The following is an 11,987-nucleotide window of genomic DNA, read 5'->3' as shown; positions in this document are numbered from 1 at the left end:
TTAACGAGGATTGAGTCTTGACTGACCAGCTGCGACTGATGGCCGTTCACGCGCACCCCGACGACGAGTCGAGCAAGGGCGCGGCCACCATGGCGAAGTACGTGTCCGAGGGGGTGGACGTGCTGGTGGTGACGTGCACCGGCGGAGAGCGCGGGTCCATCCTCAATCCCAAGCTGCAGGGCGACAGGTACATCGAGGAGCACATCCACGAGGTACGCAAGAAGGAGATGGACGAGGCCCGGGAGATCCTCGGCGTGGGACAGGAGTGGCTCGGCTTCGTCGACTCCGGCCTCCCCGAGGGCGACCCGCTGCCGCCGCTGCCCGACGGCTGCTTCGCCCTGGAGGACGTCGACAAGGCGGCGGGCGAGCTGGTGCGCAGGATCCGTTCCTTCCGCCCGCAGGTGATCACCACCTACGACGAGAACGGCGGTTACCCGCACCCCGACCACATCATGACGCACAAGATCTCCATGGTGGCGTTCGAGGGCGCGGCGGACACCGAGAAGTACCCGGAGAGCGAGTACGGCCTTGCCTACCAGCCGCTGAAGCTGTACTACAACCAGGGCTTCAACCGCCCGCGCACCGAGGCGCTGCACCAGGCGATGCTCGACCGCGGCCTGGAGTCGCCGTACGGGGAGTGGCTCAAGCGCTGGAGCGAGACGGAGCGCACCGAGCGCACGCTGACCACGCACATTCCGTGCGCGGACTTCTTCGAGATCCGCGACAAGGCACTGATCGCGCACGCCACGCAGATCGACCCCGACGGCGGCTGGTTCAAGGTGCCGATGGAGCTGCAGAAGGACGTCTGGCCGACGGAGGAGTACGAGCTGGCGAAGTCCCTCGTCGACACCTCCCTCCCCGAGGACGACCTCTTCGCGGGCATCCGGGACAATGCCTGACATGAGTGCAAGCGTGAGCCTGGCAGTGACGCACCTCGTCCCCCTCGCCAAGGAGGTCGACCAGAACAAGGTCACCCCCGGTGTCCTCGGCTTCATCGTCTTCGCGGTGATGGCTCTGGCGGTGTGGGGCCTGATGAAGTCGATGAGCAAGCACATGCGCAGGGTCGACTTCAAGGAGGCCCCGGAGCCCGGTGAGCAGCAGGCCGGGAAGGCCGAGTCCACGGCACGGCAGGTCTGACGCCGGGCCTCAGCGCCATGCCGGTACCGCCACCCCCATCACCTCACGGGCGTGGCGGTCCGGAGTCATGCGCAGGCGCCAGGCCTGCCAGCCGTCCTCCAGGCTGACGCCGCGTTCCAGCAGCAGGGCGTACGCCGAGACGTAGTCGGCGAGCTTGTCGTCCCGCAGGGCGTGGTCGGCACGGGCGAGCCGGGCCAGCTCCTCCTGGGAGACCGCCGTGCCCACCTCAAGACCGCCCGGCGCCGCGTACGGCAGCAGCGTGCAGCGCAGGAAGCGGGCCCAGTCCTCGCCGCGCCGGTCGCCGTAGGAGAGGAACAGGTCGAGCGCCTCGTCGCACAGGGCCAGTGCCGCCTGCGTACGGGCGTTGCCCGCGTCGACCACCGCCAGCTCCAGGCAGGTCCACGCCTCGCCGTGGGCGACGCCGATGCGCTGGAAGTCGGTGCGGGCGTCCACGAGGAGCTGCCGGGCGAAGCCGGAGTTGCGCAGCGAGCCGGTCTGCGCGGCCCGCTGGTCGCGGGTGACCCGGGCCGAGTGGTGCCGGGCGCAGGCGAGGCCGTAGACGTCCCGCATCCGGGAGAACATCGTCCGGGACCGCTCCAGGTCGCGGACCGCCAGGTCCAGGTCGCCCCTCTCCTCCAGCGCCTGGCCCAGGTAGTACAGCGTCCACGCCTCGCCGCGCGCGTCCTCGTTCTCGCGGTGCCGGGCGGCGGCCTGCCGCAGGCCTTCGGCGGCCGGTGAGGCGTCACCGGCCACCATGCGGGCCCGGGCCAGCTGGGTCAGCGCCCATGCCTCGCCGCGCGCGTCGTGCGTGCGGCCGTACCGCTCCAGGGCGGCGCGCAGCTCGGTCTCCGCGCGCGGTGCGTCGCCCATCCGCAGTGCCAGCTGGCCGAGCTGGAAGTGCGCCCAGGCCTCCCCGTGCAGCGAGCCTCCCTCGCGGTGCAGGACCAGGGAACGGGTGAGCAGCTCCAGCGCCTCGGCGAGCCGGGCCCGGTCGCGCTGGACGGCGGCCAGGGCGTGCATCGTCCAGGCCCGGTCCGTCGCCAGTTCCGGCGCCGCCTGCAGGTCCAGTGCCTCCTGCAGCCTGGCGGCGGCCTCGGTGAGGTTGCCCTGGTGGTGCAGGGTGATCCCGAGGGAGCACAGGGCGCGGGCCGCACCGGCGTCGTGGTGCGCCTCCCGGTACAGGTCCACCACCGAGGCCAGTGTGGTGCGCGCCTTGTCGAGCTCGCCCAGCTGCCGGGCCGCGATACCGGTGCGCCACTGCACCGAGCGCACCAGCAGCCCCTGGTCCACGGCCTGCGTCAGCTCGCTGATCTCGCCGAGCCGGTACAGGTCGCCGCGCAGCAGGCAGTAGTCGCACAGCGCGCCCAGGAGGTTCAGCACCGCCGACTGGTCGACACCCTCCGCGTGCCGCAGGGCCGCGGTGATGAAGCTGGACTCGTCGTCCAGCCAGCGCAGCGCCTCGTCCAGCGAGGTGAAGCCGTGCGAGCCGAACTGGTGGGAGCGCGTCGACATGTTCCCGTCGACCAGGCGCAGCACCGAGTCGGCCAGCTCGGCGTAGTTCACGATGAGCCGTTCCTGCGCCGCGGTGCGCTCGGCAGGGTCCTCCTCGTCCAGCAGCCGGGCCTGGGCGAAGGCGCGCACCAGGTCGTGCAGCCGGTAGCGGCTGCCGCGCACATGGTCGAGGAGGCCGGCCGCGGCGAGGGCGGCGAGGTGGCGCGTGGCCTCCGCCTCGTCGGTGGCGAGCAGGGCGGCGGCGGCCGCGGCGCCCAGCGAGGCCCGGCCCGCGAGCGCGAGCCTGCGCAGCAGCCGGCGCGCCGGCTCCGGCTGGTCGGTGTAGCGCAGCCACAGGGCCCGTTCCACCGGCTCCACCGGGCCGTACGCGTCCAGGTCCGCCGCCAGCTGCCGGGGCGAGCGGGGGCCGAGCGCGGAGCCCGCGACCCTGAGCGCCAGCGGCAGCCCGGCGCACAACGCGCGGATCCGGTCGGCGGACTCGGCGTCGTACGGGCCCGACGCGTCCTCGGCGGCCGCGCCGAGCAGTTCCTCGGCACCGGCCGCGTCCAGTGCCTCGACCGGCAGGTGGTGGATCCAGGCCGGCAGGTCGGCGGGGAGGTCGAGGGCGGTGCGGGCGGTGACCAGCACGAGGCTGTCGGAGCGCTCGGGCACCAGCGCCCGCACCTGCTCCGGGTCCGAGGCGTCGTCCAGGACGATCGTCACGGGCAGGCCGGTCAGATGCTGGTGGTACAGCTCGCCGAGCCGCTTGACCTGCTGGTCGGGGGAGGAGCGCTCGCGGAAGAGCAGCTGCTCGCGGGGGGCGCCGAGCCGGTTGAGCAGATGCAGCAGGGCGTCCCGCGTCGGCAGCGGCGCCTCCTCGCGCGTGCCGCCGCGCAGGTCCACGACCACCGCGCCGCGGAAGTGGTCGCGCAGGTCGTGCGCCGCGCGCACGGCGAGCGTGGTCCGGCCGGAGCCGGGCTCGCCGTGCAGGACGACCACGGTCGGCCGTGTCTCCGTGGCCGCTCTGGCCGCCTGTGCCCACTGCCGGATCCGCGCCAGCTCCGCCCGGCGCCCCGCGAACGGGTCGTCCGCGTCCGGCAGTTGCACGAAGGACTGCTCCAGTACCGTGCGCCGGCGGGCGGCCGCGCTCTTGTCCGCGCCGCGCAGCGTGGGTCCGCCGGTCTTCTTCGGGCCGGTGGAGGCGCTCAGCACCCGCTGCTGGTCGAGGAACGGCCGGATGCCGCGCACCTCCAGCGCGGTCAGCCACTGCAGCCGCAGCTGCTCGGGTCCGCCGGGCTGTCCGGCGGCGCCCGCGTGGTGATGAGCGGCGGGCACATGGGCTCCGGCCGCCTTCGCCACGGACGCGGCGGCACCGGCCACGCCGGCGGTGAGGCCCGCGCCGACGGCCGTACCGGCGCCGGTGCCGAGCGACAGGTCGGCCACGGTGGCGGCCACCGCGGCAACGGCCGCCACCAGCAAGGCGGTTCGGGCGCCCTGGCGGGCGTACCGCTGCCCGAAGGTGAGTGTGCCCGCCTCGGTCTCGTCGAGGGCGCGGGTGTAGGTCTCGTACTCCTCGCCGGCCGCCCTCGCCAGCTCGTCCAGCGCGCCGCGCGCCCGGGACAGCAGCACCTGCCCGTCGATCCGCCCGCCCGAGCGCCGGACCTCCTCCTCGACAGCCCGCACGAGCAGCCGCTCGGCCTCCGCCCGATGCCCGTCCCGCATGTCCCGTCCCCCTCCGGCGGCAACTCCGTCGTCCATGAGTGTCCTTCCCAGGACGCGGAAGCGGGAGGGGTGGTTCTCGGTGGGGAGTCGGGGAGTTGCCGCGACCGCCCTGTGTGCGTGGAGGGGGCGCTCTCCCGGGCCGGGCGCCGACGCATGTGCCGACCTCGCCGCATCGCCGAAGCGATCGGGGCCGGTGAGGTCATCTCGTCCGGCGCCGGTCCGGGCAGCCGCCCACCGCCAGGTACACGCACGCCCCGGCCAGGCCCGCCTCGGCCAGCGCGCACAGCAGGGCCTCGGTCAGGGGGGTGCCGGTGCCCGCTGTGGTGATGTCGAACCAGGCGTCCAGCACCGCCATCGACGCCGTCGCCGAGGCCGTGAGGCGGGCTCTGGCGTCGCCGCGCAGGCCGAGCAGGGCCGTCGCCGCGCAGCCCGTGGCCATGAGGACGTCGAGGCCGACCCAGGCCAGTGGCCAGTGGTCCACCTGGGTGCTGCCCGGCAGTGTCACGGCTAGCACCACCATCCACGGCACCAGCAGGACCGCCGTCGCTCCCAGGAGAACCCAGGGCCACTTCTTCCTCACGTCCGCCCCCTCTCGTCGCGCGCCGACAGCCTCCGATCGACTGCCTCCACCGTAGACCGCAGAGAAAAGTCTGCAAAGAAAAATCGGCACACCTCCGGGGCTTCTCAGGGTTCTCAGGGTTACCGTGGCCGCATGACCGACGGCATGCCCGAGATGTCCAGCCTGGAGCGCACCGCTCTCTACAAGTCCCTCGGCAACCCCCTGCGCCGCCGGATCCTCGACTACCTCGGCCGGCACGGCGAGGCGAACTCCACCGTGCTCGCCCGCGAACTCGGCGAGAGCTCCGGCACCACCAGCTACCACCTGCGCAAACTCGCCGAGCAGCGGCTCATTGAGGAGATCCCCGAGAAGTCCGGCGGGCGCGAGAGGTGGTGGCGGGGCCTCCCCTTCCGGCACACCACGCCCGACCCGGCCACGATGAGCCCCGAGGAGTACGCGGCCGCCGAGCAGCTCGCCCTGCTGAAGATCGAGGCCGACACCCGGCTCTTCCACCGCGCCCACGAGGAGTACCGCGGACCCGAGGGCTGGGCCCAGGTGCAGCGCAGCGGCACCTGGATGACCAAGGAGAACCTGCACGCCTTCGTCCGCGCCTACCACGAACTTCTCGACCGCTACGGCCACACCCGCGAGGACGCCCCCGAGGGGGCACGCCACGTGAACCTGCGCTTCTACGCCGCGCCCGAGCCCGTGGGAGAGTGGAACGGTGAACCGACTGGCCGATGAGACGTCCCCGTACCTGCTCCAGCACGCAGGCAACCCCGTCCACTGGTGGCCCTGGTCCGCCGAGGCCTTCGACGAGGCCCGGACGGCCGGCAAACCGGTGCTGCTGAGTGTCGGGTACTCCAGCTGCCACTGGTGTCATGTCATGGCGCACGAGTCCTTCGAGGACCAGGAGACCGCCGCCTACCTGAACGAACACTTCGTCAGCGTCAAGGTCGACCGTGAGGAACGGCCCGACGTCGACGCCGTGTACATGGAGGCCGTGCAGGCCGCCACCGGGCAGGGCGGCTGGCCCATGACCGTGTTCCTCACCCCGGACGCCGAGCCGTTCTACTTCGGGACCTACTTCCCGCCCGCGCCGCGCCACGGGATGCCCTCCTTCCGGCAGGTGCTGGAAGGCGTGCGGCAGGCCTGGGACACCCGGCGTGACGAGGTCTCCGAGGTCGCCGGGAAGATCGTCCGCGACCTCGCCCAGCGGGAGATCGTCCAGCAGGCCCCGCAGCCGCCCGGCGATCCGGAACTGGCCCAGGCCCTCCTCGGGCTGACCCGCGAGTACGACCCGCAGCGCGGCGGATTCGGCGGGGCGCCCAAGTTCCCGCCGTCCATGGCGCTGGAGTTCCTGCTGCGCCACCACGCCCGGACCGGCGCCGAGGGCGCGCTGCAGATGGCCCAGGACACCTGCGAGCGCATGGCCCGCGGCGGCATCTACGACCAGCTCGGCGGCGGCTTCGCCCGCTACTCCGTCGACCGCGACTGGATCGTGCCGCACTTCGAGAAGATGCTGTACGACAACGCCCTGCTCTGCCGGGTGTACGCCCACCTCTGGCGGGCCACCGGCTCGGAGCTCGCCCGCCGCGTCGCCCTGGAGACCGCCGACTTCCTGGTGCGGGAACTGCGCACCGAGGAGGGCGGGTTCGCCTCCGCGCTCGACGCCGACAGCGACGACGGGAGCGGACGGCACGTCGAGGGCGCGTACTACGTGTGGACGCCCGAGCGGCTGCGCGCCGTCCTCGGGGACTCCGACGGTGACCTGGCCGTCCGGTACTTCGGCGTGACCGACGAGGGCACCTTCGAGCACGGGTGGTCCGTCCTCCAGCTGCCGCCGACGGACCGCGTGTTCGACGCCGGGAAGATCGCCTCCATCCGGGAGCGGCTGCTCGCCGAGCGCGCCGAACGCCCCGCGCCCGGCCGGGACGACAAGGTCGTCGCCGCCTGGAACGGCCTCGCCGTCGCCGCGCTCGCCGAGACCGGCGCCTACTTCGACCGGCCCGACCTGATCGAGGCGGCCCTCGGCGCCGCCGACCTCGTCGTCCGCGTCCACCTCGACGAGCACGCCCGCCTCGCCCGCACCAGCAAGGACGGCCGCGTCGGCCCCAACGCGGGCGTGCTGGAGGACTACGCCGACGTCGCCGAGGGCTTCCTCGCACTCGCGTCCGTGACCGGCGAGGGCGTCTGGCTCGACTTCGCCGGGCTGCTCCTCGGCCATGTGCTGGACCGCTTCACCGACCCGGAGACCGGGGCGCTCTTCGACACCGCCTCCGACGCCGAGCAGCTCATCCGCCGGCCGCAGGACCCCACCGACAACGCCACCCCGTCGGGCTGGACCGCGGCGGCCGGCGCCCTGCTCGGCTATGCCGCCCACACCGGCTCCGAGGCCCATCGCACCGCCGCCGAACGGGCGCTGGGGGTGGTGAAGACCCTCGGACCGCGCGTGCCCCGGTTCATCGGCTGGGGACTCGCCGTCGCCGAGGCCCTCCTCGACGGGCCCAGGGAGGTCGCCGTCGTGGGACCCGACCCCGCGGACGCCGGGACGACCGCCCTGCACCGTGCGGCACTTCTGGGCACCGCCCCGGGCGCCGTGGTCGCCGTCGGCGCTGCGGAGGGTGACGAGTTCCCGCTGCTCGCCGGCCGTCCGCTGGTGGCCGGTCAACCGGCGGCTTACGTCTGCCGTCACTTCACCTGTGACGCGCCGACGACCGATCCGGAGCGGCTGCGGGACGTGCTCAACCGTCACTGACCCGCCCCGGGCCAGGCGCTGAGCTGGGCGAACACCTCGGATCGACAAAGCCCGAACTGTCCGAATGTGAGCAGGTGTTCGGATAGATCCCACTACCCGCACCACCGTTCCGAAACAGGCTATTTATCGGAACGGTTCACGGGCTTCACAGATCTTCCCTAGTCTCTTCACGGCGACGCGACGGAGTTACACACCGTGGCGCGCACAGGGGGTTTCGGGGATCTGGGGGGATCTTTTTGCTCACTTCTGTCTTCATCGCTGCCGTCTCACTGGCCCTGTTCTGGATGGCAGCCTTCACCCTGTGGTGGCAGATGCACGCGTGGCGTACGCCCGAGGTGCTGGCCTCCACCCGGTTCGGCAGACCGGACGGTGGCGAACACCTGTCGTTCTCGCTGCTGTTGCCGGCCCGGCACGAGCAGGCGGTGCTGGACCACACCATCCAGCGGCTGCTGGAGTCCACACACACCGACTTCGAGATCATCGTGATCGTCGGCCACGACGATCCGGAGACCACGGCGGTGGCCGAGCAGGCCGCCGCCCGTGACCCGCGCGTCCGGGTCGTCGTCGACACCCACGAGAAGAAGAACAAACCGAAGGCCATGAACACGGCGCTGCCGCACTGCCGCGGTGACGTCGTCGGGGTCTTCGACGCCGAGGACCAGGTCCATCCGGAGCTGCTCGCCCACGTCGACCACGCCTTCCGCACCACCCGGGCGGACGTCGTCCAGGGCGGGGTCCAGCTCATCAACTTCCACTCCAGCTGGTACAGCCTGCGCAACTGCCTGGAGTACTTCTTCTGGTTCCGCTCGCGGCTGCACCTGCACGCGCAGAAGGGGTTCATCCCGCTCGGCGGGAACACCGTGTTCGTACGGACCGACGTCCTCAGGGAAGCGGACGGCTGGGACCCCGACTGCCTCGCCGAGGACTGCGACCTGGGCGTACGGCTGTCCAGCGTCGGCAAGAAGGTCGTCGTCGCCTACGACTCCGACATGGTCACCCGCGAGGAGACACCCGGCTCCCTGATGTCGCTGCTCAAGCAGCGCACCCGGTGGAACCAGGGCTTCCTGCAGGTGTACCGGAAGAAGGACTGGAGGCAACTGCCCGCGTTCGGACAGCGGTTGCTCGCCCGCTACACGCTGATGACGCCGTTCCTGCAGGCCTTCTCCGGCGTGGTCATCCCGCTCAACGCGGCCGTCGCGCTTTTCCTCGACGTCCCCGTCGGCGTCGCCTTCCTCACCTTCCTGCCGCTGGTCACCGCCGCCGTCACCTTCGTCTTCGAGGTGGTCGGGCTGCACGACTTCGGCAAGCAGTACGACCTGCGGGTCCGCCTCGTCCACTACGTGAAGCTCATCGTCGGCGGCCCCTTCTACCAGGTCCTCCTCGCCGGTGCCGCGATCCGCGCCGTGTGGCGTGAGCAACGCGGCCGCAACGACTGGGAGCTGACCACGCACGTCGGCGCGCACCTCACCGCGGCCGAGCCCCTCCGAGAGGACCTTCCTGCGTGACCTCCACACTTCCCGCGGTGACCGCAGCGAAGGTCCCCGCGCAGCACCCACCTGCGCCCACGACACGTTCGACCGGTCGAACACAGCCGCCGGTGCGGCTCCGCTCCTCCCGTCCTGACCTGCTGCTGTGCGGTGTCCTGCTCACGGCGATCCTCGTCGTCCAGGGCTGGAACATCGCCGACTACCCGACCCTCAGCGACGACGAGGGCACCTACCTCGCCCAGGCCTGGGCCGTCCAGCAGGGCCGGGGCCTGGCCCACTACACCTACTGGTACGACCACCCGCCGCTCGGCTGGATCCAGATAGCCCTGCTCAGCCGGCTCCCCTCGGCCCTCAGCCCCGGCTCGATGACCGTCGCCACCATGCGGCTCGTCATGCTCGGGATCAGCGGGGCCAGCGCGGTCCTCGTCTACGTCCTCGGCCGCCGGCTCTCCCTGCCCCGCTGGGCCGCCGGACTCGGCATGGCCCTGTTCGGGCTCTCCCCGCTCGCGGTGGTCCTCAGCCGGGAGATCTTCCTCGACAACATCGCGGTGATGTGGCTGCTGCTGGCGTTCTGCCTCGCCGCCTCGCCCAGCCGCCACCTCTGGCACCACTTCGGCGCGGGCCTCGCCGCCGCCGCGGGCGTCCTCACCAAGGAGACGATGCTCGTCGTCCTGCCCGCCCTGTTCGTCGCCATGTGGCGCAACAGCCACCGCGACACACGCAAGTTCGCCCTCACCGGAGCCGTCACCGCCTGCGCCCTGACCGGCTTCTCGTACCCGCTGTTCGCCCTGCTCAAGGGCGAGTTGCTGCCCGGCGCCGGACACGTCTCGCTCTGGGACGGGATCACGTACCAGATGTCCAGGCCGGGTTCGGGATTCATCCTCGACAAGGGCTCGGGCTCGTACGGCGTCCTGCACGCGTGGCTGTACTACGACCGCGTCCTGCCCCTCGGCGGCCTCGCCGGAGCCCTGCTCCTGCTGCTCACCTGGCGCTGGTCGGTCACCGCCCGCGCCCTGGCCGGACCGGCCCTCACGGTCGCCGTCCTCGCCGCCGTGGCCCTGCGCCCGGGCGGCTATCTGCCCGCCATGTACGTCATCGGCGCGCTGCCCTTCCTCGCCCTGGTCCTCGCCGGCGGCGCCGCCTCCGTCGCCCGGGCGGTCACCAGCAGGTGGCGCAAGGAGAGCGAGCGCCGGTACCTCACCGGCGGCCGGTACGCGCTCGCCGCCGCCCTCGCCCTCGCCGCCGGCGCCTACGTCGTACCGCACTGGTACGACGGCGACCGCACCGCCGTCACCGCCGACGCCAACCGGCCCTACCGGCAGGCCTCCCACTGGCTCGGCACCAAGGTGGCAGACCCCGAGCACACCCGCGTCCTCGTCGACGACGCCCTCTGGCTGGACCTCGTGCACGCCGGCTACCGGCCCGGGCTCGGCGCCATCTGGTTCTACAAGGCCGACCTGGACCCGGCCGTCACCAGGACCATGCCGCACGGCTGGCGGGACATCGACTACGTCGTCGCCTCGCCGACCGTCCGCCGCGACGCCAAGAACCTGCCGAACGTCAGGGCCGCCATCCAGCACTCCACGCCGGTCGCCACCTTCGGCGCCGGAGAGGACCGCATCGAGATCCGACGGATCCGGGCCGCGACCGCGGGGGGCGCCCGATGAGCGAGTACACCGCCCCGGTACCCGGCCTCGACGCCGCGGAAGTACCCGAACCCGGTGCCGTCACCATCGTCGTACCGACCTTCAACGAGTCCGCGAACATCCGGCAGCTGCTGCACCGGATCACCGAGTCCGTCCCCGCACGGCTGCCCTGCGAGGTCGTCTTCGTGGACGACTCCACCGACGACACCCCCGAGGTGATCCGCGAGGCCGCCCAGGACTGCCCGTTCCCGGTGGCCGTGCTGCACCGCGCAGAGCCCGTCGGCGGGCTCGGCGGGGCGGTCGTCGAGGGACTGAGGGCGGCGACCTCGGAGTGGATCGTCGTCATGGACGGCGACTGCCAGCATCCGCCGTCGCTCGTACCGGAGCTGGTGGCCGCCGGCGAGCGGGCGAACGCCGGGCTCGTCGTCGCCTCCCGGTACCTCGCGGGCGGCAGCCGGGCCGGCCTCGCCGGCGGCTACCGGGTGGCCGTCTCGCGTGGCGCCACCTGGCTCACCAAGGCCCTCTTCCCGCGCCGGCTGCGCGGCGTCAGCGACCCGATGAGCGGCTTCTTCGCCATCCGGCGCAGCGCGGTCACCGCCGAGGTGCTGAAGCCCCTCGGTTACAAGATCCTGCTGGAGCTGGCCGTCCGCAGCCGCCCCCGCCGCATCGCCGAGGTGCCGTTCGTCTTCCAGGACCGGTTCGCCGGCGAGTCCAAGTCCACCGCCCGGGAGGGCTTCCGCTTCCTGCGCCACCTGGCGGGCCTGCGCACCGCCTCGCCGGGCGCCCGCATGGTCGGCTTCGGGCTGATCGGAGCGAGCGGCTTCGTACCGAACCTGGTGGGCCTGTACGCCCTCACCGCCCTTGGCATGCATTACGTGCCCGCCGAGATCCTCGCCAACCAGTTCGGTGTCGCCTGGAACTTCCTGCTCATCGAGCACCTGCTGTTCCGCGACCGGCGCGCGCACCGCCGCTGGTGGGACCGGATGGGCCGGTTCGCGTTCCTCGCCAACGCCGACCTGGTGCTGCGCATCCCGCTGATCGCGCTCCTCGTCGGCCGGTTCGGCATGGGCCCGCTGCCGGCCACCGCGCTGGCGCTGGTGCTGACCTTCGTCCTGCGCTTCGTCGGTACCGAAGCGCTGGTCTATCTCCCGCGACGGCGCCGTTCTCCGGCGTCCGCCCGTTGAAGC

At 72.4% G+C, this 11,987-nt stretch carries 9 protein-coding genes; 7 read left to right on the top strand and 2 right to left on the bottom strand.

The features are described 5' to 3' along the window. Positions 1-38 precede the first annotated feature (38 nt). Positions 39-899 (top strand): mycothiol conjugate amidase Mca, encoded by an 861-nt coding sequence (gene mca / locus IO33_RS0112875; protein ID WP_031163918.1) that lies wholly within the window; start codon positions 39-41, stop codon positions 897-899. Beyond that, on the top strand, positions 892-1,137 hold the full coding sequence (locus IO33_RS0112870; RefSeq protein WP_031163916.1) for a hypothetical protein: 246 nt from the start codon (positions 892-894) through the stop codon (positions 1,135-1,137). Before mca ends, IO33_RS0112870 begins: the two co-directional genes overlap by 8 nt. A gap of 9 nt (positions 1,138-1,146) precedes the next feature. Here the strand turns inward: IO33_RS0112870 and IO33_RS0112865 are convergent, their stop codons facing one another. Together IO33_RS0112865 and IO33_RS0112860 are read right to left on the bottom strand one after the other, a co-directional pair. Further along, the gene (locus tag IO33_RS0112865; RefSeq protein WP_031163914.1) at positions 1,147-4,350 is read right to left on the bottom strand and encodes a tetratricopeptide repeat protein; all 3,204 of its coding nucleotides are present in this window, start codon (positions 4,348-4,350) and stop codon (positions 1,147-1,149) included. 199 nt (positions 4,351-4,549) lie between these two features. Then, positions 4,550-4,930: a hypothetical protein gene (locus tag IO33_RS0112860; protein WP_107069294.1), complete on the bottom strand. Its 381-nt coding sequence runs from the start codon at positions 4,928-4,930 to the stop codon at positions 4,550-4,552. A gap of 132 nt (positions 4,931-5,062) precedes the next feature. Here IO33_RS0112860 and IO33_RS0112855 point away from each other — a divergent pair, with 132 nt between their 5' ends. The 5 genes from IO33_RS0112855 (at position 5,063) to IO33_RS0112835 (ending at position 11,984) form a co-directional block, all read left to right on the top strand. Next, positions 5,063-5,653 (top strand): ArsR/SmtB family transcription factor, encoded by a 591-nt coding sequence (locus IO33_RS0112855; RefSeq protein WP_051926641.1) that lies wholly within the window; start codon positions 5,063-5,065, stop codon positions 5,651-5,653. Beyond that, complete coding sequence (locus IO33_RS0112850; RefSeq protein ID WP_031163907.1) at positions 5,634-7,667, top strand: thioredoxin domain-containing protein; 2,034 nt, start codon at positions 5,634-5,636, stop codon at positions 7,665-7,667. Before IO33_RS0112855 ends, IO33_RS0112850 begins: the two co-directional genes overlap by 20 nt. A gap of 236 nt (positions 7,668-7,903) precedes the next feature. Next, complete coding sequence (locus tag IO33_RS0112845) at positions 7,904-9,172, top strand: glycosyltransferase (RefSeq protein WP_031163905.1); 1,269 nt, start codon at positions 7,904-7,906, stop codon at positions 9,170-9,172. Continuing rightward, positions 9,169-10,821, top strand: a complete 1,653-nt coding sequence (locus IO33_RS0112840; protein ID WP_031163902.1) for an ArnT family glycosyltransferase — start codon at positions 9,169-9,171, stop codon at positions 10,819-10,821. The genes IO33_RS0112845 and IO33_RS0112840 overlap by 4 nt, the downstream gene beginning before the upstream one ends. Further along, positions 10,818-11,984, top strand: a complete 1,167-nt coding sequence (locus IO33_RS0112835; RefSeq protein WP_031163900.1) for a glycosyltransferase — start codon at positions 10,818-10,820, stop codon at positions 11,982-11,984. The genes IO33_RS0112840 and IO33_RS0112835 overlap by 4 nt, the downstream gene beginning before the upstream one ends. Positions 11,985-11,987 lie beyond the last annotated feature (3 nt).

Origin of the sequence: Streptomyces durhamensis (assembly GCF_000725475.1) — a bacterium.
Taxonomy (GTDB): Bacteria; Actinomycetota; Actinomycetes; order Streptomycetales; family Streptomycetaceae; genus Streptomyces; species Streptomyces filipinensis.
Note: the sequence above shows the minus strand (reverse complement) of the source record. Positions and strands in the feature narration are given on the sequence as shown.

Excerpts from the sequence above, each read along its gene's own strand:
- IO33_RS0112865 (WP_031163914.1), bottom strand. The coding sequence starts at position 4,350 with ATGCGGGACGGGCATCGGGCGGAGGCCGAGCGGCTGCTCGTGCGGGCT.
- mca (WP_031163918.1), top strand. The coding sequence starts at position 39 with ATGGCCGTTCACGCGCACCCCGACGACGAGTCGAGCAAGGGCGCGGCC.
- IO33_RS0112855 (WP_051926641.1), top strand. The coding sequence starts at position 5,063 with ATGACCGACGGCATGCCCGAGATGTCCAGCCTGGAGCGCACCGCTCTC.
- IO33_RS0112835 (WP_031163900.1), top strand. The coding sequence starts at position 10,818 with ATGAGCGAGTACACCGCCCCGGTACCCGGCCTCGACGCCGCGGAAGTA.
- IO33_RS0112870 (WP_031163916.1), top strand. The coding sequence starts at position 892 with ATGCCTGACATGAGTGCAAGCGTGAGCCTGGCAGTGACGCACCTCGTC.